23 protein-coding genes, 1 tRNA gene, 1 pseudogene and 1 riboswitch are annotated in these 22,490 nt (G+C 72.3%); of the genes and pseudogenes, 9 read left to right on the forward strand and 16 right to left on the reverse strand.

From position 1 onward, the window contains the following. Positions 1–73 precede the first annotated feature (73 nt). The 7 genes and pseudogenes from NNW99_RS04040 to NNW99_RS04070 all read left to right on the forward strand — a co-directional run. A pseudogene (locus NNW99_RS04040) lies at positions 74–319 on the forward strand (response regulator transcription factor); the annotation flags it as partial. 131 nt (positions 320–450) lie between these two features. After that, complete coding sequence (locus NNW99_RS04045) at positions 451–1,275, forward strand: hypothetical protein (RefSeq protein WP_215117234.1); 825 nt, start codon at positions 451–453, stop codon at positions 1,273–1,275. Between the two features lie 137 nt (positions 1,276–1,412). Then, entirely contained in the window at positions 1,413–2,225 is an 813-nt protein-coding gene (locus NNW99_RS04050) for an SAM-dependent methyltransferase (protein WP_215117236.1), read from the forward strand. A gap of 16 nt (positions 2,226–2,241) precedes the next feature. Then, on the forward strand, positions 2,242–3,645 hold the full coding sequence (locus tag NNW99_RS04055) for a glutamine synthetase family protein (protein ID WP_215117238.1): 1,404 nt from the start codon (positions 2,242–2,244) through the stop codon (positions 3,643–3,645). Between the two features lies 1 nt (position 3,646). Continuing rightward, the gene (locus NNW99_RS04060; protein ID WP_215117240.1) at positions 3,647–4,786 is read left to right on the forward strand and encodes an amidohydrolase family protein; all 1,140 of its coding nucleotides are present in this window, start codon (positions 3,647–3,649) and stop codon (positions 4,784–4,786) included. A gap of 76 nt (positions 4,787–4,862) precedes the next feature. Next, complete coding sequence (locus NNW99_RS04065; RefSeq protein ID WP_215117242.1) at positions 4,863–5,399, forward strand: NUDIX hydrolase family protein; 537 nt, start codon at positions 4,863–4,865, stop codon at positions 5,397–5,399. Positions 5,400–5,430: 31 nt separating this feature from the next. Continuing rightward, a complete protein-coding gene (locus tag NNW99_RS04070) occupies positions 5,431–6,432 on the forward strand; it encodes a glycoside hydrolase family 43 protein (protein WP_215117244.1) in 1,002 nt (333 codons plus the stop codon). Positions 6,433–6,500: 68 nt separating this feature from the next. Here NNW99_RS04070 and NNW99_RS04075 read toward each other — a convergent pair. The 13 genes from NNW99_RS04075 to NNW99_RS04135 all read right to left on the reverse strand — a co-directional run bounded on the left by NNW99_RS04075 (position 6,501) and on the right by NNW99_RS04135 (position 17,438). Next, positions 6,501–6,574 (reverse strand) — tRNA-Pro (locus NNW99_RS04075). Between the two features lie 107 nt (positions 6,575–6,681). Continuing rightward, entirely contained in the window at positions 6,682–7,041 is a 360-nt protein-coding gene (locus NNW99_RS04080) for an MmcQ/YjbR family DNA-binding protein (RefSeq protein ID WP_215117246.1), read from the reverse strand. 30 nt (positions 7,042–7,071) lie between these two features. Continuing rightward, a complete protein-coding gene (locus NNW99_RS04085) occupies positions 7,072–7,605 on the reverse strand; it encodes a GNAT family N-acetyltransferase (protein ID WP_215117247.1) in 534 nt (177 codons plus the stop codon). After that, a complete protein-coding gene (locus NNW99_RS04090) occupies positions 7,602–8,180 on the reverse strand; it encodes a helix-turn-helix domain-containing protein (protein ID WP_215117249.1) in 579 nt (192 codons plus the stop codon). The genes NNW99_RS04085 and NNW99_RS04090 overlap by 4 nt, the downstream gene beginning before the upstream one ends. Before the next feature lie 46 nt (positions 8,181–8,226). Continuing rightward, a complete protein-coding gene (locus tag NNW99_RS04095) occupies positions 8,227–9,144 on the reverse strand; it encodes a LysR family transcriptional regulator (RefSeq protein WP_215117250.1) in 918 nt (305 codons plus the stop codon). A 26-nt stretch (positions 9,145–9,170) separates the two neighbouring features. Next, the gene (locus NNW99_RS04100) at positions 9,171–10,373 is read right to left on the reverse strand and encodes a glycine C-acetyltransferase (protein ID WP_215117251.1); all 1,203 of its coding nucleotides are present in this window, start codon (positions 10,371–10,373) and stop codon (positions 9,171–9,173) included. Positions 10,374–10,421: 48 nt separating this feature from the next. Continuing rightward, positions 10,422–11,450 (reverse strand): L-threonine 3-dehydrogenase, encoded by a 1,029-nt coding sequence (gene tdh / locus NNW99_RS04105; protein WP_215117252.1) that lies wholly within the window; start codon positions 11,448–11,450, stop codon positions 10,422–10,424. Between the two features lie 181 nt (positions 11,451–11,631). Next, positions 11,632–12,204 carry a GAF domain-containing protein gene (locus tag NNW99_RS04110; protein ID WP_215117254.1) on the reverse strand — a complete coding sequence of 191 codons (573 nt, stop codon included), beginning with the start codon at positions 12,202–12,204 and terminating at the stop codon, positions 11,632–11,634. Between the two features lie 61 nt (positions 12,205–12,265). Next, on the reverse strand, positions 12,266–12,895 hold the full coding sequence (locus tag NNW99_RS04115; protein ID WP_215117256.1) for an ATP/GTP-binding protein: 630 nt from the start codon (positions 12,893–12,895) through the stop codon (positions 12,266–12,268). Then, positions 12,873–13,244 (reverse strand): DUF742 domain-containing protein, encoded by a 372-nt coding sequence (locus NNW99_RS04120; protein WP_189726304.1) that lies wholly within the window; start codon positions 13,242–13,244, stop codon positions 12,873–12,875. The genes NNW99_RS04115 and NNW99_RS04120 overlap by 23 nt, the downstream gene beginning before the upstream one ends. Before the next feature lie 2 nt (positions 13,245–13,246). Beyond that, positions 13,247–13,681: a roadblock/LC7 domain-containing protein gene (locus NNW99_RS04125; protein ID WP_215117258.1), complete on the reverse strand. Its 435-nt coding sequence runs from the start codon at positions 13,679–13,681 to the stop codon at positions 13,247–13,249. 80 nt (positions 13,682–13,761) lie between these two features. Further along, entirely contained in the window at positions 13,762–15,774 is a 2,013-nt protein-coding gene (locus tag NNW99_RS04130) for a sensor histidine kinase KdpD (RefSeq protein WP_215117260.1), read from the reverse strand. Positions 15,775–16,172: 398 nt separating this feature from the next. Beyond that, positions 16,173–17,438: an MBL fold metallo-hydrolase gene (locus NNW99_RS04135; protein WP_215117262.1), complete on the reverse strand. Its 1,266-nt coding sequence runs from the start codon at positions 17,436–17,438 to the stop codon at positions 16,173–16,175. A 138-nt stretch (positions 17,439–17,576) separates the two neighbouring features. On the opposite strand from NNW99_RS04135, the gene NNW99_RS04140 reads away from it, so the two are divergent. Further along, complete coding sequence (locus NNW99_RS04140; RefSeq protein WP_215117264.1) at positions 17,577–18,755, forward strand: Glu/Leu/Phe/Val dehydrogenase dimerization domain-containing protein; 1,179 nt, start codon at positions 17,577–17,579, stop codon at positions 18,753–18,755. A gap of 75 nt (positions 18,756–18,830) precedes the next feature. After that, positions 18,831–19,439, forward strand: coding sequence for a TetR/AcrR family transcriptional regulator (locus NNW99_RS04145; protein WP_215117266.1), 609 nt, complete (start codon positions 18,831–18,833; stop codon positions 19,437–19,439). Positions 19,440–19,475: 36 nt separating this feature from the next. On the opposite strand, the gene NNW99_RS04150 is transcribed toward NNW99_RS04145, so the two are convergent. From NNW99_RS04150 to NNW99_RS04160, 3 genes are all read right to left on the reverse strand, one after another. Next, positions 19,476–20,261 (reverse strand): SGNH/GDSL hydrolase family protein, encoded by a 786-nt coding sequence (locus NNW99_RS04150; RefSeq protein ID WP_215124139.1) that lies wholly within the window; start codon positions 20,259–20,261, stop codon positions 19,476–19,478. A gap of 145 nt (positions 20,262–20,406) precedes the next feature. Then, positions 20,407–21,123, reverse strand: a complete 717-nt coding sequence (locus NNW99_RS04155; RefSeq protein ID WP_215117268.1) for a DUF6250 domain-containing protein — start codon at positions 21,121–21,123, stop codon at positions 20,407–20,409. A gap of 188 nt (positions 21,124–21,311) precedes the next feature. Next, on the reverse strand, positions 21,312–22,235 hold the full coding sequence (locus NNW99_RS04160; protein WP_215117269.1) for a LysM peptidoglycan-binding domain-containing M23 family metallopeptidase: 924 nt from the start codon (positions 22,233–22,235) through the stop codon (positions 21,312–21,314). 4 nt (positions 22,236–22,239) lie between these two features. Continuing rightward, a riboswitch (cyclic di-AMP (ydaO/yuaA leader) is annotated at positions 22,240–22,396 on the reverse strand. Positions 22,397–22,490 lie beyond the last annotated feature (94 nt).

Here is a 22,490-nt window from a genome sequence, read left to right on the forward strand (position 1 = left end):
TTGAACAGCGCACGAGTGCCCGGAACCAGGTTCCGAGCGGCTCGCTCACTGCTTCCCGCCCGGAAACACCGCCCGCACCTGCCAGCCCGCTCCCCCAGCACGCGGCCCGGCACGCAGGTCGCCGCCCCAGGAGCCGCTGACCGAGCGCGAGCTGGACGTGGTCCGCCTGGTCGCTCTCGGCCGCCCCAACGCCGAGATCGCGGCCGAGCTGTACATCTCCCTGTCCACGGTCAAGACGCATCTGTCCAGCGTGCAGCTGAAACCGGCCGCCCGGAACCGCGTCGAGATCGCGGCCTGGGCCCGGCAGAACGGGCACGCGCAGGCCGGGGCGTGCGGCGCCCGCCCGATCGCTCCGGGCGGCGCTCACCCGATCGGTCCGGTGCCGGTGGTGGGCCGTCGGTGCCGGTGGTGCGCTGAGGACACGCGTCCCGTTCCCAGGAGGCACTCCCCATGGCCCGTCGCCCGTCCCCGCTCGCCCGCGTACTCTCCACCGCCCTGGCGGCAGGAACCCTGCTGACCACCGCCGCCTGCTCGGACGGCGACGACGCGGACGGGTCACGGGCGTCGGGCATCACCGCGACCCGGGTCGCCGGCAAGCAGCAGACCCCCTCTCCCACCGCCACCCTGACCACGGACGGCGCACGGGCCGCGCTGATCACCGAGGCGGACATCGAGGACGACTGGACCCAGGTCAAGGACACGGAGGCCGAGAACTGGCACGACAGCCTGCTCATCGGCACGGTCGACGTCTCCGACTTCCTCACGGCCAAGGCCGACTCCGCCGACTGCCAGCGGCTGATGGACTCCCTCTTCGACGACGATCTGCTGGGCAAACCGTCGGGCACGTCCGCGTTGCGCGGCTTCCAGCAGGGCGACTCGCGTCTGCTGTACCAGGTCGCCTCCTACGACCGGACCGACCCGCAGGGCTCCTTGAACTGGATGGCCAACCTGCCGGAGGAGTGCGCCCAGTTCACCGTCACCGAGGACGGCGAAGAGCGCACCGTGCAGGTCATCGAGGTCTCGCTGCCCAAGGTGGGCGACGCGCGGCAAGGCCTGCGCGTGACGGTGCAGGGCTCGACCGGGGGCACGGAGGCCACGCTGACCCTGGAGGTCGCCGCCGTCCGTGTCGGCAACGACGCCATCACGGTCACGGCGGGTGGGCTCGACGGGGACGAGCAGGACTCGGTCGAGCAGGCGGTGAAGATCGGCACCCAGAACCTGAAGGACGTGCTGGCCGGCAAGACGCCCCCGGCCGACCCCAGCCAGGTCGAGTAGCCCGGTCACGGCTCTCCCCCGCGACACGCCAAGGGCCCTGCCCGCTCCGCCGATTCCCGGGACAGCGTGATCACCGGAACGGCACAATGGCGGCGATGGCCGGTCCTCCGGTCGCTCGTGCGAGGAGAGGAAGAGACGTGAGTGAGAGCCACACCCCGCCGAGCGGCTCGGCGCGGCTGAACACCGGTGTGGCGCACAACGCCCGCGTGTGGAACTACTGGATCGGCGGCAAGGACAACTACGAGGTCGACCAGCGGGTCGGCGAGCACGTCGCCGGCATGTTCCCGATCATCCGGGACATCGCCCGGGCGGACCGGGAGTTCCTGGGCCGGGCCGTGTCGTTCCTGGCCTCCGAGCGCGGCGTGCGGCAGTTCCTCGACATCGGCACGGGGCTGCCGACGGCGGACAACACCCACGAGATCGCCCAGCGGATCGCGCCCGACGCACGGATCGTCTACGTCGACAACGACCCGATCGTGCTGGTGCACGCCCGCACCCTGCTGACGGGCACCCAGGACGGCGTCACCGCCTACATCGACGCCGATGTGCACGACCCGGACGCCATCCTGGAACGGGCCGGGCAGACCCTCGACCTCACCCGGCCCGTCGCCGTCATGATGCTGGGCATCCTCAACTTCGTGCTGGACACCGACAAGGCCCGGGACATCGTGCGCCGCGTGATGGCGGCGGTCCCCTCCGGCAGCTTCCTGGTCCTCACCCACCCCACCTTCGACGACGATCTCGGCGGCGCGGGCCAGATACCGGCGATGACGTTCTGGAACGAGAACGCCACGCCCCCGATCACCGCCCGCGGCGGCAAGGACATCGCCGCGTTCTTCGAGGGGCTCGACCTGCTCGAACCGGGCCTGGTGTCGTGCGGCCAGTGGCATGCCGAGCCCGGCTCTGCCGTGCTGGTACCGCAGTTCGGCGCGGTGGCCGTGAAGCCCTGACCGGAGGAAGAAGCGTATGACCACCCTGGCGGATCCCGTGCCCGGCGGCCGCCCCGGCGATGTCGAGCGGGCCACCGCGCTGAGCGGCGAACTCTCCGGCCGGGGGGTGCAGGGCGTCGTGCTGGCCTACGTCGACACCGCCGGCATCGGCCGGGTGAAGACCGTCCCGACGGCCCGGCTCGCCTCCGCGGCGGCCTGGGGCGTCGGCATGTCCCCGGTGTTCGACACGTTCCTGGCGAACGACTCCATCGTCACGACCGACGTCCTCGGCTCCCCCGACGGCGACCTGCGCCTCTACCCCGACCTCGACCAGCTCGTGGTGCTGGCCGGGCAGCCCGGCTGGGCGTGGGCGCCGGTCGACCGGATCACCCAGGACGGGGAGCGGCATCCGGGCTGCACGCGCACGTTCCTGCGCCGGATCGTCACCGAGGCGGCCGAGCGGCACGGCCTCGCCTTCCGGGCGGGCATCGAGATCGAGTGGACCGTGGCCAAGGGCGACGCGCCCGACGACACTTTCACGCCCGCGACGACCGGACCGGCGTACGGCGCCGTCCGGCAGGTCGAACTCGGCGACTACACCGCCGACCTCCTGGCGGCCTGCGCGGCGCAGGGCATCGACGTGGAACAGGTCCATCCCGAGTACGCGGCCGGGCAGTTCGAGATCTCGGTGGGGGCGCTCGATCCGGTGGCGGCGGCCGACCGCAGCGTGCTGGTGCGGCAGACCGTCCGCGCGGTGGCGCAGCGGCACGGGCTGCGGGTCTCCTTCGCCCCGGCCGTCGTGGGCCGGGGCGTCGGCAACGGCGGCCATGTCCACCTCTCCGCGTGGCGCGACGGCGTCAACCTGCACTCCGGGGGCGAGGGCCGGTACGGCATGACGGCCGAGGCCGAGTCGTTCACGGCCGGCCTCCTCGCCCATCTGCCCGCCCTCACGGCCGTGACCGCCCCCAGCCCCGCGAGCTATCTGCGGCTCAGACCCTCCCAGTGGGCCGGTGTGTTCACCGCCTGGGGCCGCGAGACCCGGGAGACCGCCCTGCGCGTCATCACCGGCACGGCGGGCCTGCGCGACCAGGCGGCCAACCTGGAGATCAAACCGGTCGACCTGGCGGCCAACCCCTATCTCGCGATCGGCTCCCTGATCGCCGCCGGACTGGACGGCCTGGCGTCGTCCGCCGCCCTGCCCGGGGAGATCACCGGGGACCCTGCGGGGCTGGCCGAGGCGGATGCGGCGGCCCGGGGCGTGCGGCGGCTGCCGGTCTCGTTGCAGGAGGCCGTCGAGGAGTTCCGCGAGGACGCGCCGCTGCGGGCGGCCCTCGGCCCGGTCCTGGCCGACGCGGTGATCGCCGTACGGCGGGGCGAACTGGCGTCCGTGGCCGGGCTGGACGACGACCAGGTGGCGGCGGCGTACCGCTGGAAGTACTGACGTGGGCGCGGTCCACGAGACGCTCGACGCCCTGCGGCTGGTCGACCACCACTGCCACGGCACCGTCACCGCCGACCTCGACCGGGCGGCCTTCGAGTCGCTCATCACGGAGGGCGACGTCTGGCCGGGCGTCTCGCCCTTCGACAGCCCCGTGGGCGTGGCCGTGCGCCGCCACTGCGCTCCCCTGCTGGACCTGCCCCGGCACGCCCCGCCCGAGGAGTACCTCGCCCGCCGCTCGGAGCTGGGGTGGCGCGAGGTGCGGCGGCGCTTCCTGCGCGCCTCGGGCACGGACGTCCTCTGCGTCGACACCGGCTTCGCCGCCGACCGGCTCACCACCCCGCCCGAACTCGCCGAGGCGGCGGGCGGGTCCGCGTACGAAGTCGTACGGCTGGAGGGGGTCGCCGAGTCGGTGCATGCCGCAGGGGTCGAGCCGGACGCGTACGCGGACGCCTTCCGGGCGGCCGCGCTCGACGCCGTGCGGCGGCCCGGTGTGGTGGCCGTGAAGTCGGTGGCGGCCTATCGCACCGGCTTCGACCTGGACCCGGCCCGCCCCTCGGACGCGGAGGTCACCGAGGCCGCCCGGCGCTGGTCGGCCCGCGGCGGCCGGCTGGCCGACCCGGTCCTCGTACGGCACCTGCTGTGGACCGCCGTCGACCTGGGCCTGCCGCTCCAACTCCACACCGGGTTCGGCGACAACGACATCCGGCTGCACCGGGCCGACCCCAGCCATCTCACGGACTGGCTGCACCTGACGGCCGGGACGATCCCCGTCCTGCTGCTGCACTGCTGGCCCTACCAGCGGCAGGCCGCCTACCTCTCGGCGGTCTTCGAGCAGGTGTACCTCGACGTCGGTCTCACCCTGCACTACGTCGGCCCCGCCCGGGCCGGTGCGGTCCTCGCGGAGGCGTTGGAGATCACACCGTTCCGCAAACTGCTGTACAGCTCCGACGCGTACGGTGTGGCGGAGTTCTTCCACCTCGGAGCCCTGGCCTTCCGGCAGGGACTCGCGGGGCTGCTCCAGGAGCGGGTGGACGCCGACGAGCTGTCCCTGCCGGACGCGCTGCGCATCGCGCGGTGGGCCGGGCGGGACAACGCCCTGCGGGTCTACCGGCTGCCGGACGACATGCCGGGAGGGGATTAGGACGGCGTGGGGCCGGTCACAGTTCCCCTGGAGCGGCTATCCAGGAAGTCCGAACGGCTGAAAGTATGATCAAGCAATGTCTGACATGACCGATACCACGCCCGGCTGGCTGTCCTCCGACGAACTGGAGATGACACGCGCCCGCATGCCGATCCTGTACGTCGAGGCCGTCCCGGTACGCGTCGACGACAGCGGCGAAGTCACCAGTGTCGGTGTGCTGCTGCGCATCGGGCCCGACGGAACGGTCAGCCGGACGCTGGTCTCCGGCCGGGTGCTGCACCACGAGCGCGTCCGTGACGCCCTGCTGCGCCATCTGGAGAAGGACCTCGGCCCGGTCGCGCTCCCCCGCGTCCCGGCGTCGCTGCAGCCCTTCACGGTCGCGGAGTACTTCCCGACCCAGGGCATCACGGCGTACCACGACCCCCGCCAGCACGCGGTGTCGCTGGCGTACATCGTGCCGGTGACGGGCGACTGCCGTCCTCGGCAGGACGCGCTCGACCTGGTGTGGTTCAGCCCGCAGGAGGCCGTCTCGGAGGCGGTGCAGAGCGAGATGCCGGGCGGACACGGAGTGCTGCTGAAGCAGGCGCTGGCCCATGCGGGCTGTGTGATCTGACGGGGGCGGGCCCTCTCGAAGGGGTGAGCTGATGCGGCTTCCCGACATGCCGCTGCACGATCCGTTCGTCGTCGCGGACGGCGAGTCCGGCACCTATCACCTCTACACGTCCAACGTCCCGTCCGTGTCGGGCGTGGACGGCACGGGCACGATGGTCTACCGCAGCCAGGACCTGCTGGAGTGGACGCGCCCCGTCGTGGTGTTCCGGACCGCCGGGCAGGAGGGCATCTGGGCGACGGACGGCGCCTGGGCACCGGAGGTGCACGCGTGGGACGGCAGGTACTACCTGTTCACCACGCTGCACAACGAGGACAGACCGCTCCCGGTCCCCCCGCCGAACCAGTGGGGCGTCCCCTTCCGGACCCCGACCCATATGCGCGGGACGATCACGGCGGTCTCCGACTCGCTGCTCGGCCCGTTCACCGTGCTCGACCCCGCACGCCCCGTCCCGCCCGAGCACCTCATGACCCTCGACGGCACGCTGTACGTCGACCCCTCCGGGCAGCCCTGGATGGTGTACGCGCACGAGTGGCTCCAGACCGTCGACGGAACGATGGAGGCGATCCGGCTGACCCCGGATCTGTCCCGGACGACCGGCGACCCGGTCTATCTCTTCAAGGCCTCCGACGCGCCCTGGACCGCCGAACAGATCCCCGCGGGCGTCCCGCACCAGCTCCCGCCGTACATCACCGACGGCCCTCAGCTGCAGCGCACCCCTGACGGCTCCCTGCTCATGCTGTGGTCGACCTACGAGAAGAACAGGGCCGGCGAGGACGGCACCGTCAGCGGCGGCTACGTACAGACCTACGCGGTATCGAGATCCGGGGACGTCCAAGGCCCCTGGGAGCAGCGTCGGCCGCTGGTCCGCGACGACAGCGGCCACGGCATGCTGTTCCACACCTTCGACGGCCGGCTGATGATGATCCTCCACCGGCCTTTCGAGAACGCGCGCGGGAAGCTGTACGAGATGCGGCTGAGCGGCCACGAGCTGGAGGTACTCCGCCGACGCGACGACCTCGACGGCGGCGGCTGACGCCACCGTGCCGACGCCGTAACGCAATCAGCGGGCCTGCCTTACGGCAGACCCGCTGGTCGATTCTGTCGGGACGACAGGATTTGAACCTGCGACCCCTTGACCCCCAGTCAAGTGCGCTACCAAGCTGCGCCACGTCCCGTTGCCCGTCTGACCTGGGGGTTCCCCCGGCCGAACGCGCAGGGAAACAATACCGCACTCGCGCCGGTGATCGCGCATCCGTTTCCGGGGGCCCGCCCTCCAGGGGTGTCACTCCTCCGTCGGGAGCCCCAGCCGGGGATGCGCCTCCAGGAGCCGGTTCGGGGCCGCCTGGCGCCAGGAGTCGGCGAGGATGTCCCGCAGTTCGTCCTCGCCCTCCAGCGCCTCCAGCCGGGCCCGCACCCAGGCGAACGACGCCTCGTGGTCGGCGATCCAGAACTTCTTCGGCTCGGCGAGCACCAGCTCGTCCCGCTCGACCTTGGGACAGCGCACGGCGATGGACGTCTCGTCCTCGGGCAGCGTCACGAACATCTTCCCGGCGACCCGGAACGTGGGCATGCTCCAGGCGATCTTCTCCGTGGTGTCCGGGAAGGAGAGGGCGATACGTCGTACGTCTTCGGCATCCGGCATGGCAGGCACGGTAGCCGCTGCCACTGACAATCACCTGGTGAGAGCGCCTGCCGGTAGGTGCTTGTAGTAGATCGTCGTTGGCCGCAGCACTCCGTCGGGGTTCGCCGCGTAGTCCGGGATCGCGCCGATCGCGGTCCAGCCGGCGGACCGGTAGAGCCGCTCGGCGGGGCTGCCGGTCTCGGTGTCCAGGTGCAGGAGGGTGACTCCGGCCGCCGCGGCGGCGTCCTCCGCCGTCGCCAGGAGCCTGCGGCCGAGGCCGCGCCCGCGGGCGTCCGGGTCCACCATGAGCTTGACGAGTTCGGCGCGGTGACGGCTGTTGGCCTTGCCGGGGAAGGCGAGGCTCACGGTGCCCTGCATCCGGTCCCCGTCGTACGCGGCCCACACGACGAGCCGGCCCGCGGCCACGTCGGCGGCCCGCTCCGCCCACCAGGCGAGGGCCTCCGCGCGGTCGAGCGGGGCGAGGAAGCCGACCGAGGCACCGGCGTCGACGGTGGCCTCCAACAGGCTCGCCAACTCCTCTGCCTTAGCGGACAGTTGCTCTTCCCGGAGACGAGTGACGATCACGGCCGCACCACCGCCAGCAGATACCGCACACCCTCGGGAGCGGCACTCCGGAACCGGGTCGGCCCCCATACGCGCATGCGCAGACAGTCGCCGGTGCCGAGGTGGTGTTCGGTGTCCTGCGCGGTGACGTCGAGGGCGCCTTCCAGGACCCAGATGTGCTGTTCGAGGCCGGTGACGGGCGGACGGTCGTAGGCGATGTCGGCGCCGGGCGAGAGGCGGGCCTCGACGAGTTCGCCGCGCAGGGCGGAGTGCGGCGGCGACACGGACCGCCGTACGAAACCGGAGGCCTGGTCCTGCCAGCGGGGCTGGTCGGTCGCGCGCACGACGGGCGACGGCTCGGCCTCCACCTCGCTGAGGAGCTGGGACATGGTGCGCCCGTAGACGGCGCACAGACGGTTCAGCAGCGAGGCCGTGGGGCTGATCTCCGCCCGTTCGGCCCGGGACAGGGTGGACCGGCTCACTCCGCTGCGCTCGGCCAACTCGCCCAGGGACCAGCCGTGTTCGGCCCGTAGCTCGGCCAGGCGGATGCCCAGCCGGGTGTCGACGGGGTCCGCACCATCGCCATCGGTTCTCATATCCGGGACGCTATCCCGGATATGAGACAACCGCGTTTCGCGGTCCTCACACCGGCAGCGGCTGCGCCTGTCCCGCCGCGCCGAGCGCGTCCAGCACCGGGCGGATCAGGGGGTGCTCCTCCGCTCCCCGGCGGACGGCGGCGAAGACGCGCCGGGTGGGGGCGGTGCCGTCGACGGGGCGGACGACCACGCCCGTGAGATCCATGCCCCGCAGCGCCGAGCGCGGCACGAGGGCCACGCCCGCGTCGGCGGAGGCGAGGGCCACGACCGCGCGGAAGTCGTCCGAGGAATGCTCCATACGGGGCTGGAAGCCGGCGTTCTCGCAGGCCAGGACCACCACGTCATGGCAGGGGTTGCCGGGGTACGGGCCGATCCAGGGGTCCTTGGCCAGTCCGGCGAGCGGGACCTCCGGCGCACCGGACAGCGGGTGGGTGACCGGCACGACCGCGTCGAAGGGCTCGGCGTACAGCGGGACGTGGGCCAGTCGCGGGTCGTCGGCGGGCGGGGCACCCCGGTACTCGACGGCGACGGCGACATCGACCTGCCGGTCCAGCACCATCGGCAGGCTGGCGTCGCCCTCGGCGTCCTGGACGCGGATGCGGATCCCGGGCGCGGACTCGGCGAGCCGGGCCACCGCGGGCGCCACGACCAGGGCTATGCCCGTCGCGAAGGAGGCGACCGTGACGGTGCCGGCGGCTCCCGAGCTGTACGCGGCCAGCTCGGCCTCGGCCCGCTCCAGCTGGGCGAGGACCGCGTTGGTGTGGTCGAGGAGGATCTCACCGGCCGGGGTGAGCCGTACGCCCTTGGCGCCGCGCTCGACGAGCCGGTGGCCGGTCTCCTGCTCCAGCGCGGCGAGCTGCTGGGAGACGGCCGACGGGGTGAGGTACAGCGCGGCGGCAGCCGCCGTCACCGTACGGTGGTCCGCCACCGCACGGAGGATGTGGAGCCGCCGCGCTTCGATCATGCGATCGATTGTCTCAAACGCGCCGCTCAGGCCTGCTCGGCGTCCAGCTCGGCCCGTGCCGCCACGAACGCGTCCACCGCGCGGTTGACGTCCTCCGTCGAGTGCGCGGCCGAGAGCTGGACCCGGATCCGGGCCGCCCCCTGCGGCACGACCGGGTAGGAGAAGCCGATCACGTACACGCCGCGCTCCAGCAGCAGCTCCGCCATCCGCCCGGCTACGGCCGCGTCACCGATCATCACCGGCGCGATGGCGTGGTCGCCGGGAAGGACGTCGAAGCCCTCCTCGGTCATCCGGCCGCGGAAGAGGGCCGTGTTCTCGGCGAGGCGGACGCGCAGGTCGTCCGCGGACTCCAGCAGGTCGATGACCTTCAGGGAGGCCGCCGCGATCACCGGGGCGAGGGTGTTGGAGAAGAGATACGGCCGGGAGCGCTGGCGCAGCAGGGCGACGATCTCGGCACGGGCCGCCACATAGCCGCCGGACGCGCCGCCGAGGGCCTTGCCGAGGGTGCCGGTGATGATGTCGACACGGTCCATGACGCCGTGCAGCTCGGGAGTGCCGCGGCCACCGGGGCCGACGAAGCCGACGGCGTGCGAGTCGTCGACCATGACCATCGCGTCGTAGCGGTCGGCGAGGTCGCAGATCTCGCGCAGCGGCGCCACATAGCCGTCCATGGAGAAGACGCCGTCGGTGACGATCAGCCGGCGCCGCGCGTCGGACGCCTCCTTCAGCCGGGCCTCCAGCTCGGCCAGGTCACGGTTGGCGTAGCGCAGGCGGCGGGCCTTGGACAGGCGGATGCCGTCGATGATCGACGCGTGGTTCAGCGCGTCGGAGATGACCGCGTCCTCCGGGCCGAGCAGCGTCTCGAACACACCGCCGTTGGCGTCGAAGCAGGAGGAGTACAGGATCGTGTCCTCCTGGCCGAGGAACGCCGACAGCCGCGCCTCGAGTTCCTTGTGCACCTCCTGCGTGCCGCAGATGAAGCGGACGGAGGCCATGCCGTAGCCCCAGCGGTCCAGGGCCTCGTGGGCGGCGGCGACGACCTCGGGGTGGTCGGCGAGGCCGAGGTAGTTGTTGGCGCAGAAGTTGAGGACCTCGCCGGGGCGGCCGCCCGCGGTGACGTTCACGGTGGCCGACTGCGGGGTGCCGATCACGCGCTCGGGCTTGTGCAGACCGGCGGCGCGGATCTCGTCGAGGGTGGCGCGCAGGTCGTCGCGCACGGAGTCGAACATGAGGGCTCCTGAAAGGGTCGCGGAGAAACGTGCTGAAAGAAGGGGGAGTTACGCGGTCCAGTCGAGGATGACCTTGCCGCCGCGGCCGCTCGCCGCGTCGGCGAACGCCGCCTCGAAGTCGCGGAAGCCGTACCGGCCGGTGATGACGGGCGCGAGGTCGAGGCCGCCTTCGAGCAGCACGGACATCGCGTACCAGGTCTCGAACATCTCGCGGCCGTAGATGCCCTTGACGGTGATCATCGAGGTGACGATCCGGGCCCAGTCGACGGGGAACTCCTCGGCGGGCAGGCCGAGCATGGCGATCCGGCCGCCGTGCGTCATGTTGGCGATCATGTCGCGCATGGCCTCGGGGCGGCCGGACATCTCCAGGCCGATGTCGAAGCCCTCGCGCAGACCGAGCGCGCGCTGCCCGTCGGCGATGGTCGCGGCGGAGACATCGAGGGCGAGGCTCACCCCGATCTTGCGGGCCAGCTCCAGCCGCTCCGGGCTGACGTCGGTGATCACGACGTTGCGGGCACCGGCGTGCCGGGCCACGGCCGCGGCCATCAGGCCGATGGGTCCCGCGCCGGTGATCAGGACGTCCTCGCCGACGAGCGGGAACGACAGCGCGGTGTGCACGGCGTTGCCGAACGGGTCGAAGATCGCGGCCACGTCGAGGTCGACGGGCACCCGGTGCACCCAGACGTTGGCGGCGGGCAGCGCCACGTACTCGGCGAACGCCCCGTCCCGGCCCACGCCCAGCCCGACGGTGGCCCGGCACAGATGACGGCGGCCCGCCTGGCAGTTGCGGCACTTGCCGCACACCAGATGGCCCTCGCCGCTCACCCGGTCGCCGATGCCGATGTCGGTGACGTCCCGTCCGGTCTCCACGACCTCGCCGACGAACTCGTGCCCGAGCACGAGCGGGGTATTGATCGCCTGCTGCGCCCAGCCGTCCCAGGCTCTGATGTGCAGGTCGGTGCCGCAGATGCCGGTGCGCAGCACCTTGATCAGTACGTCACCGGCCCCGACGGCGGGCTCCGGGACGTCCGTGAGCCACAGCCCGGGCTCCGCCTTCTCTTTGACCAGTGCCTTCACCGCAAGGGCTCCTGAGGGTGAGTCCCGGCTCCGGGCATGCCGAAGCAGCCCCTGGGCCGGGAGAGGAGTGGGATCGCACTGCAATCTGCCGTACGGCGGCCGCACCGGTCCATCGAGGATTTCTTAAGCGCCGCCTCAGCTTTCCTTCACGCCCTCGGGGAACTCCGGGAACCACAGGCGTTCAGCAGGGCAGCGAGCCGTCCAGGCCCTCCAGCCGCAGGACGAGCTGCGCGGCGTGTTCCTTGATGGCCGTCAGGCCCGGCTTCCCCCAGGGCCGCGGCTCGACGTCCGCGACACTGACCGTGCCCAGCACCAGCCCCGTGCCGTCGAGGAGCGGCGCCCCCAGATAGGAGCGGATGCCGAACTCGTCGACCACCGGATTGCCCGCGAACCGCGGATAGTCGCGGACGTCCTCCAGGACCAGGGCCTTGCGTCGCGCCACCACATGGGGGCAGAAGCCATGGTCGCGGGGCAGGGCACGGCCCACCCGGGGGCTGGTGCCGTCGCCGCGCACCACCGGCGCGACGGCGGGGACATACAGGCCCGCGTAGAACTGCCGCTGCTCGTCGGGGAAGTTGACCATGGCGTACGGAGCCCCGGTGAGCTCGGCGAGGCGGCGTGCGAAGGCGTCGAGCGCGGGTTCGGGGCGCTCCCCCAGACCCAGTCGGCGCAGTCGGTGGGTGCGGGCGGGGGCCTCCTTGTCCTCGGGGGTGAGCAGCAGACGACCGGCCGGGCGCGGCGGGTCGTAGCTCATGGGCGTACTCGCGAAGTGTGGGCATGCGTCATACAGGGGCTCCGTGGCAGGTGTGAGGGGGTCACATATGGGCGCCGTACCCCGTCGTGGGGGCCGGGGTGTGGGCGATGAGGTGGCGCACGAGGGTCAGCAGGGTCCGGACCCCGGAGCTGGAGATCCGGGCGTCGCAGCACACGACGGGGACGTCCTCGGTCAGATCGAGGGCTGCGCGCACCTCCTCGGGGTCGTAGCGGTGGGAGCCGTCGAACTCGTTGACGGCGATGACGAAGCCGAGGCCGCGCTGTTCGAAGAAGTCGACCGCCGCGAAACACTCCTCCAGACGGCGGGTGTCGGCGAGGATGACCGCCCCGAGAGCGCCCTCGCACAGCTCGTCCCACATGAACCAGAACCGCTCCTGGCCGGGTGTGCCGAACAGATAGAGCACATGTCTCGGGTCGAGGGTGATGCGGCCGAAGTCCATGGCCACGGTCGTCTCGACCTTGTTCTCGATGCCGTCGAGGTTGTCGGTCGCGGCACCGACGGTGGTGAGAAGCTCCTCCGTGCTGAGCGGCGCGATCTCGCTGACCGCGCCGACGAAGGTCGTCTTGCCCACGCCGAAGCCGCCCGCGACCAGGATCTTGAGCGCGGTGGGGAACGGATCGGCGCTGCCGCGCGGTCCGTCGGCGTAGTCAGAGCTGTCGTCGTAGTCCATCGAGCACTGCCTCCAGAAGAGCCCGGTCCGTCGGGTTGTGGTAGAAGGCGGGGGGCTTGGTGGTCAGCGCCCCGCAGTCGACGAGGTCCGCCAGCAGCACCTTGGTGACGGCCACCGGCAGTTTCAGATGGGCGGCGACCTCGGCGACCGCGACGGGCGCGCGGCACAGGTCGAGCGCCTGCGTGTGCTCGAGGCCGAGATAGCCGAGGGGGGTCGCCCCGGTGGCCATCAGCTGCGACATGAGGTCGAGCGCGACGGTGGGACGGGTGCGGCCGTTGCTGACGGTGAACGGGCGCACCAGCCGCCCGGCCGCGTCGTCGAGCCAAGGCCCGTCACCGGCCGCCGTCACGGTCAAGGCCTCATCGCAGGGGGTTCGACGGACTGCTGCCGGGGAGCGGTGACCAGGTAGGGGCGGACGCTCTTGACGAGCATCGCCATCTCGTAGCCGAGCACGGCCGCGTCGGCCTCGCGGCCCGCGAGCACGGCCAGGCAGGTGCCGGAGCCGGCGGTGGTGACGAACAGCAGGGTCGAGTCGAGTTCGACGACGACCTGCCGTACGTCGCCGCCGTCGCCGAAGCGGACACCGGCGCTGCGGCCGAGGGAGTACAGGCCGGAGGCGAGAGCGGCCATGTGGTCGGCGCTGTCCGGGTCGAGGCCGTGTACGGACTTCACTAGCCCGTCGCAGGACAGGAGCACGGCGGCGTTCGTGTGCGGTACGCGCTGCACGAGGCCGCTCATCAGCCAGTCGAGATCGGATACCTGGGCGGTCGGCGCATCGCTCGCCATGGTGGATCGACTCCTTGGGGTACGAAGGTCTGCGGGAGCGCTGGGGGTGGATATGGGTGTGGGGGTGGACACGGGGGTGGTCATCCGGCGGGTGCGCTCCCGTCCCGCCGGGCGGTGATGCTGTGGTCGGTGTGCGCCGGCTCCAGGTGTGCCGGCTCGGTGTGCGTCGGCTGCTCCCGCTCGCCCCGGACCGTGTCTCCCGACTCCATGTGCTGTTGCGCCTCGGCGAGGCCGATGCCGCGCTGGAAGGCCGCCATCAGACCGGGGTCGTGGCCGACGAGGTACTCGGAGTCCTGGCGCGGCGTGGGACCGTCGCGCAACTGGGGTGCGATGTGCTCCTGGGCGCGGCGGCGGGGCAGTTGGGGTTTGCCCATGGTGCCGCGCACGGTGCCGTTGCGGGGGGTGGGCGGCTCGGTGCCGTTCCCGGCGAGGACGCGCCGGTCTTCCGGGCTGATCCCGGGCCGTGCCTCGGCCGGGGTGGGCCGCTCCCGACGCGTCCCGCGCACGGGCAGGGGCGCGGGGTGGCCGTTCTTCGGGGCGCCGCCCGAGTCCCGTTCGGAATCGGGCCGGTGCGCTCGGGACGCGGTGGGTGCGGGGGGCGCGGGGAGCGGGACCGACGGCCGTGCCTCGGAGGCGGCACCCGGCACGGACGGGAATCCGTACACCGTCGAGGACCCTGTCGCGGGAGCGGATCCGGACTCGGGCGCGGATCGGGACTCGGGCGCGGATCGGGACTCGGGCGCGCCGCCGGGGCCGACCGCGCCGGGCACCGCCCCCTCGTCCGAGGGGGACCTCAGGGACTCCGCCCGGGCTCCGGCCTCGAGCACCGTCCCGGCACTGGTACCGGCCTCGGACTGGCCGCCCTCCTGAGAACCCGCCCCCGCCCCCAACAGCGCCTGCGGCACGACGAGCACCGCCTGCACTCCGCCGTAGATGTTGGTCTGGAGGCGGACGTTGATGCCGTGCCGACGGGCGAGCTGGGAGACGACGAACAGGCCGATGCGCCCGTCCGCGAGGAGCCGGCCGACGTTCACCTGGTCCGGGTCGGCGAGCAGGGCGTTCATCCGCGTCTGCTCCTCGACGGGCATGCCGAGTCCGCGGTCCTCGACCTCGACGGCGAGCCCGGAGGTGACGAGGCCCGCGCGCAGCAGCACCTGGGTCTGCGGGGCGGAGAACACCGTGGCGTTCTCGACGAGTTCGGCCAGCAGATGGATGACGTCGGCGACGGCGTGACCGCGCAGGGTGCCGTCGATCGGGGGCACGAGCTTGACCCGCGAGTACTGCTCGACCTCGGCGATGGCCGAGCGCAGCACCTCGGTCATGGAGACCGGGTTGCTCCACTGGCGGCGGGAGACCGCCCCGCCGAGCACGGCGAGGTTCTCGGCGTGCCGGCGGATGCGGGTGGCGAGGTGGTCGACGTGGAAGAGCCCCTTGAGCAGCTCGGGGTCCTCCATCTCGTTCTCCAGCTCGTCGAGGATGGAGATCTCGCGGTGCACCAGTGACTGCAGACGCCGGGCGAGGTTGACGAACACCTCGAGCTTCTGTTCGCTGCCGGTCTGGCTGGAGAGCTGCGCGGCCTCGACGACGGCGGTGAGGGCGCCGTCGTGCGCACGGGTCAGGTCGGCGGACAGGAGGTCGAAGTCGTCGGCGTCCTCGGCGGGACCGCCCCGCTCGTCGTCGGGACCGGGCTGCGGCGGTCCCTCGCCGCGGCGCAGCGTCTCGACCAGGCCACGCAGGTCGGCCTCGCGCCGCGCGGTGGTGCGGCGCAGGGCGCCGACGCGGTCGTGCACGGAACGGGCGGCCCGGTTTGCGGCCACCGCGGCGACGACGATGCCGACGAGGGCCACCGAGACCGCCCCGGCGAGCACGGCCCACAGGGTGAGGCCCGGCCGTGCTCCGGTGGACCGGACGGTGAAGAGGACGGCGGCGCAGCCGCTGAGGGCGACGGCGACGGGCGGCAGCACGGCGAGGCGCAGCAGTTGGGGCCGTATGTGGGTCTCGGGCAGCGCGGGTGCGGTGCGGGCGGCCGGGCGCCCGTGCCGCCCGCCCTCACGGCGGTCTGCGCGGGCGGCCGGGGCGCGGAGCTGAGACATCGGTGTCCTCGTGCTGGTCCGTCGGTGCTGGCTGCCAGGGGGGCTCGCGGGCGTGCGATCGGGCTCGCGTGGGCGGCGGGGATCCCCGTCGCGTCTACTCCCTCGTCCGCCTTGCGCCTGCACGTGCCGGTCCCCGCTCCCTGATCCGCCTGCTTTCCGACGGCCACTGACAGTAGTCGCCAGCGCATCATGTGCGGTGGGCAGTTGACAAACTCATACGGTGAGCGTCCTGCTCTGGTATGAGGTCTCGTACGACAGACCGATATCCCCGTCGCGCACCCGGCCATGAATGGACACGACACGATCCGACCTGGTCAGAAGCGGTCACACGGAAACGGCGAGGGCCGAGGAGCCTTCAGCTCCTCGGCCCTCGCCGTCTACTTCCCGTCCGGCCCCCGTCAGCCCGCCGGGAGCGTCTCGGGGTTCTCCGTACCCTTGGCCGACCCTCCCCGGCCGTCACCCTCCGTATCGGCCTGGGCCATGGCTGCCGCGTCCGACGCGGTCTTGATCGCGGCGTCGGCGAGGGCCTCCCCGGCCGGGAATCCACCCTCCGGGGCGAGCGCCACCCCACGCCACCACGGCTCGGACGGGACGGTTTCCGCTGTCGGCTCGAAGGGCTCGCCGGGGCGGGGCAGGGCGATCCGGGCGCCCACCGCGCGGGCGGCCGCGACCGTGCCCTCACCGGGGTCCGCCCACGGATGGGTGGCCAGATTGAAGGTGGCCCAGTGGATCGGCAGCATCGGGCCGTGCTCCGGTCCGCCCTGGAGGTCGAGGTGGGCGCGCATGCCCTCCTCGGGGGTCATGTGGATGTCGGGCCAGAAGTCCGAGTACGCGCCGATCTGGATCATCGTGGCGTCGAACGGTCCGTGCTCGGCGCCGATCTCCTTGAATCCGTCGAAGTAGCCGGTGTCGCCGCTGTGGTAGATCCGGTGCGACTCCCCGGCGACGACCCAGGAGGCCCAGAGGGTGTGCTGGGTGTTGCGCAGGCCCCGGCCGCAGAAGTGCCGGGCCGGGGTGGCGGTCAGGGCGAGGCCGCCGATCTTCGTGGTCTCGTGCCAGTCCAGTTCGCGCAGCCGGTCGGCGGAGACGCCCCAGTGCTCCAGGTGCGCGCCGACGCCCAGCGGCACGGCGAACAGGGTGTCCGTGCCCGCCAGGGCCTTGATGGTGGGCATGTCCAGGTGGTCGTAGTGGTCGTGCGAGATGACCACGACGTCGACCGGGCCGAGCGCGGCCAGCGGCAGGGGCGCCGGGTGCAGCCGCTTGGGCCCGGCGAAGGGGAACGGGGAGCAGCGCTCGCCCCACACCGGGTCGAACAGGACCCGGCGGCCGTCGATCTCCGCGAGCACGCTGGAGTGCCCCATCCAGGTCAGCCGCAGGCCCGTGGCCGGGGGCCGGGCGATGTCGGCGAGGGTGGTGGAGTGCAGCGGCACCGTGCCCTGGGGACTGCGGCGGGGCCGGGTCTCCTTGTCGAAGAAGACCTTCGCGAAGTCCAGGGTGGAGCCCGAGGGCCGGGTGCGCGCGGGGCCGCCGGGGTTCTGGAAGACCCCGTCCTTGAAGTGGGGCGATCTGCGGATGCGCGCCATGCGCTCACCGCGCGGATCCGCGCCGAACGCCCCGGGCCGCAGCGCACGGAGCCCGGTGCTCAGGGGACGGAAACCGGCCACGGTACCTCCAGGTGGAGTCGGTCAGGCTTTCCATTATGGTCGGCCCCTCCGACAACACCGGGGCACAGGGGTCCCTCCGAGGGTCATACTGACCGATGATTCAGTAACACCTTCAGCGACCCCGGCGAAGGAGCCCGTATGGCCGACCCCCTGCTGTCCCTCACCTGGACCGACCACCTCACCGGTCACCAGGGCTTTCTGGTCGTCGACCGGCTGGTGCGCGGTGTCGCCAGCGGCGGTCTGCGGATGCGCGCGGGCTGCACCCTGGAGGAGGTCACCGGCCTGGCCCGCGGGATGACCATGAAGGAGGCCCTGCACTACGACCCCGAGAGCCGCTACGTCCCGCTCGGCGGCGCGAAGGGCGGCATCGACTGCGACCCCCGGGACCCGCAGGCCTACCCCCTGCTCGTGCGCTACCTGCGCGCGATGCGGCCGTACATCGAGAGCTGCTGGACGACGGGCGAGGACCTCGGGCTGACCCAGGACCTGGTGGACCGGGCCGCCGCCGAGGCGGGGCTGGTCTCCTCCATACAGGCCGTGTATCCCCTGCTGGACGACGAGGCCGAGGCACGGCGGCGGCTCCGGGACGCGTTCGCGGTCGAGGTGGACGGCCTCGGTCTCGACGAGCTGGTCGGCGGCTGCGGTGTGGCCGAGTCCGCCCTCACGGCCCTGGACCGGGCCGGGGTGCCGTACACGGGCACGCGGGTCGCCCTCCAGGGGCTGGGCACCATGGGCGGGGCGACCGCCCGCTTCCTCACGCGCGCGGGGCTCACGATCGTGGCCGTCGCCGACCTCAAGGGCACGATCGCCAACCCGGCGGGCCTGGACGTCGAGGCGCTGCTCGCCGCTCGGGACGCCCACGGCACCGTGGACCGCTCAGCGCTGCGGCCCGGCGACCGCGAACTGCCCGGCGACGCGTGGCTGTCGGCCGACACGGACGTCCTGGTGCCCGCCGCCGTCTCGTACGCGATCGACTCCGGGAACCAGGAGCGGATCACCGCCCGCTGGGTCGTCGAGGCGGCCAACATGCCCGTACGACCGGAGGCGGAGCTGCTGCTGGCCGCGCGCGGGGTGACCGTGCTGCCGGACGTGGTGGTCAACTCCGGGACGAACGCCTGGTGGTGGTGGACGCTCTTCGGGGACATCGGCGCCGACGCGGAGGAGGCGTTCGCCCACACCCGCGGCTCGATGCGGGCCCTGGTGGAGCGGATGCTGGCCCGGGCGCAGGCCGACGGGACGACACCGCGAGCCGCCGCGCACGCGATCGCGGCGGACCGGCTGCCGGTGATCGCGGAGCGCTTCGGCTGGTACCGCTGACGCACGTCGAACCCGCCTCCGGACCGGCCGAATCCACACGTCAAGGGGGTGCACGCGCGTGTGTAGGGTGACGGCGTGACGAGAGTCCGGTTGAGCGTGGCGGAACGGCGCGGTGATCTGCTGCGGGCCGCCGTCGAGCAGATCGAGGCACGGGGCGTGACGGCGGTCAGGATCGCCGACATCGCCTCGGCGCTCGGGGTGAGCAACGCGCTGGTCCTCTATCACTTCTCGACGAAGGAAAAGCTGGTGGCCGCCGCGTTCCGGCACGCGGCGGAGGGCGACCTCGCGCACCTGGGCAAGCTGCTGGGCCGCCGTACGTCGGCGCTGCGCCGGCTGCGGTCGGCCGTACGGTGGTACGCCCCGACGGGCCAGGCCAAGGGCTGGCGGCTGTGGATCGAGGGCTGGGCGGCGGCACTGCGGGAGCCGGCGCTGCGGGAGGTCGCCCAGGACCTCGACCGGCAGTGGAAGGCCGCCATCGCCGAGGTCATCGCGGAGGGCGTGGCGGCCGGCGAGTTCCACTGCCCCGACCCGCACGGCACGGCCCTGCGCCTCACCGCCCTCCTCGACGGCCTCGCCGTGCAGCTGACGTCCTACGAGGGCGCGGTGCCGCGGGCGCGGGCGCAGGAGTGGGTGGAGGACGCGCTGTCCCGCGAACTGGGTCTGGACTCGGCGGCCTTGCCGTGAGCCGGTCGCACCCTGGCACCCCCACCCCGGCCGCACTCACGCCACGGAGTCGATCCGCATCCTGATGTCCGCCGGCGACAGCGCGCCCTTGGCCGTCACATGGTCGCCCGACGACTCCCCGCGCAGCCGGCGTCCGATCCACGGCACCAGGAACTCGCGTGCCCAGTGGACGTTGTCCCGCCGGATGTCGAGGGTGCCGCGGGGCGGCAGCGGGGGCCACTCCTGCTCGGGGTCGGCCGGTACCTCGAGGCCGAGCACCTGACCCGCCCGGAGCGCCACGCGCGTGTGCCCGTCGGGCGACAGGTGCAGCCGGTCGGCGTCCCAGGCCCGGCGGTCCTGGACACTGCGCAGGGACCACAGGTCGAGCACCGGGCAGCCGTACCGGTCGGCGATGGCCCGGACATGCCCGTTGTACGTGGCGATCTTGCCGCGCAGATGCTTGAGCACGGGCACGCCACGGGTGTCGAACCCGGTCGTCACCATCACCGTGCCGGCCACCGCGGCGAGCTGCGCGATGGCCGCCTCGAACCGCTCGGCCACCTCGTCCGGGTCGGTGCCGGGCCGGATGATGTCGTTGCCCCCGGCGCAGAAGGAGACGAGGTCCGGGGCCATGTCGACGGCCCTCGGAAGCTGGTTCGCCACGATCTGGTCGAGGAGCTTTCCGCGTACGGCGAGATTGGCGTACCGGAAGTCGCCTTCGGGCCTGCGGTCGGCGAGCAGCACGGCGAACCGGTCGGCCCAGCCGACGAACGCCCCGTCGGGGCCGGGATCGCCGACGCCCTCGGTGAAGCTGTCCCCCACCGCCACGTACGACCCGATCACTGCTCTGCTGTCACTCTTCGAATCGTCTGCCACAGCAGCTCATACTTCACCCTCGAATGTGACCTACGCGACCGTAGGAAGGGGTTGACGGGCGGTGAGATAAGCCACTCCTAAAGTGTTCGCCAACTCCGGAATAGGCCACCCCCTAGGGATGTTGCGGGGTGAGTCCCCAGACCCGGAATCCCGTGATCCGGAAATGGCTCCACACGGTCCGGAAGGCGAAGTGCCCGCTCGTGTACGGCTGTGGATCGGTGTAGTCGAAGACGAGCCGCCCGTTGTTCCACCAGCGCACCGTCGACCCGTCGGAGACGATCCGGACCCGGTTCGGCTCGCCCGGGACCAGCAGCGGCTCGGTGTAGTCGTAGAGGAGGGGACGCACACCGGCCTGGCCGACGTAACGCCGCAGCCGGGTCGTGGTGTTGTGGTTGGCGCCGTACCCGGCGTAGTACGTGGTCAGGTGGTCGTACTCCTCCAGCGCCCCGCCACGCGGCGTGGCGAAGAGGTCCCCCGGGGAGCGGACGTCCGTCGCGTTCCAGAAGTTGTTGAGGTCCGAGACCCGGTCGTTGACCCCGCCCTCGGAGACGGGCGTGGCGGTGTATTCGAGGACGTACGGCCCTTCGAGGCGCCGTCTGAACCAGACGGTCGCTCCGCTCGGTACGTCGATGTCCAGCACGCCGCGTGACGCGGTGACGGTGCCGCCGCCCTGGAGTTCGGTCGCCCACTGGGCGAGGCCGTGGCAGAAGTCGTCGTGGGCGATGAGGCGGCGGTGACGGGGCCCGGCGTTCGCGGCCGCCGCCGGGGCGAGGGCGGCCAGGGCGGCTCCGGTGGCCAGGGCTCCGAACGTTCTGCGGGTGGTCGGCACGGGACACGGACTCCTTGAGAAAGCGCTTGCACTCACGACGGGATCACTGTGTCCCAACTGCCGCTTCCTGTCGATCCCTTGAGGCCCTTGGGGCGAGAGGCGATCGACGGCCGCACACACCGAAGGCCGGACCCGGGGATCGGGGTCCGGCCTTCGGCCGCGTGTCAGGCAGGTGGTCGTGCGATCGGTCAGCCCACGGAGACGCCGTGCGAGCGCAGGTAGGCGACCGGGTCCACGTCCGAGCCGTAGTCGGGCGAGGTGCGGATCTCGAAGTGCAGGTGCGGTCCGGTCACGTTGCCGGTCGCACCGGACAGACCGATCTGCTGCCCGCCCGTCACGGTCTGGCCGGCCGAGACGGAGAGCTGGGACAGGTGGGCGTACTGCGCGTACTTGCCGTCCTCGAGCTGGATGACGACCTGGTTGCCGTACGCGCCGCCCCAGCCGGCGGAGACGACGGTGCCCGGGCCGACGGCCTTCAGCGAGGTGCCGGTCGGGACGACGAAGTCGACACCGGTGTGGTAGCCGCTGGACCACATGCTTCCGGACATGTGGTACGGCGTGCCGACGGAGGCGCCGTCGACCGGCAGGCTGAAGCCGGAGGCCTCGGCGGCCGGCTTGGCGGCGGCGGGCTTCGCGGCGGTGCCGCCCTTCGCGGAGGACTCGGAGGCGGACGACTTCTCAGCCGACGCCTTCGGCTTCTCGGCGGCCTTCGGCGCGGACGGCTGCGTCTTGGGCTCGCTCGCCGCCTTCTTGCCGACCGAGAGCTTCAGACCGGGGTGGATCAGGGCCGGGTCGGCACCGACCACGTCACGGTTGTCGTCGTAGAGCTTCTTCCAGCCGCCGCTGACGTGCTGGTCGTCGGCGATCTTCGCGAGATAGTCACCGGCCTTCACGGTGTACGTGTGGGCGCCGGTGGCCTTTTCGGCGGCCTTCTTCTCGGCGGCCGGAGCGGACTGGACGGCCTTTTCCGGAGCCGACTGCGGGGTCGCGGCGTGGGCGCCGGCGGCCCCCATGAGCGGAAGGGCGAGGGCGGCCCCGCCGGTTCCGGCGACGGCTATGGAGCGGGTGAAACGCTGGGACTTCGGGCGGCGATGCTTACCCTTCGCGGGCATGGCGGATTCCTCTCCGGCGCCTGCGAGGTGAGCTGTCGGGTGCGGGCTGGAGATGCCCGGCCGCACCGAAGTGCGGCTGTACCCCAAGCCGTTCCGGGAACCGGAACAGGCGTCGTACCTGTGGGTCCCCCGCTCCTGCCATACACGGGTGAGTGTGTGCGGGCTCCGGGCGGCGGCAGGATTAGGCGTCCGTCCGGATTGGTGTGGAACGTAAGCGACCGAGACGCAATGGGACAAGCTTGCGGTTGCCTGTGA

The organism is Streptomyces sp. CRCS-T-1 (assembly GCF_024442335.1).
In the GTDB taxonomy this organism is placed as follows: Bacteria; Actinomycetota; Actinomycetes; order Streptomycetales; family Streptomycetaceae; genus Streptomyces; species Streptomyces koelreuteriae.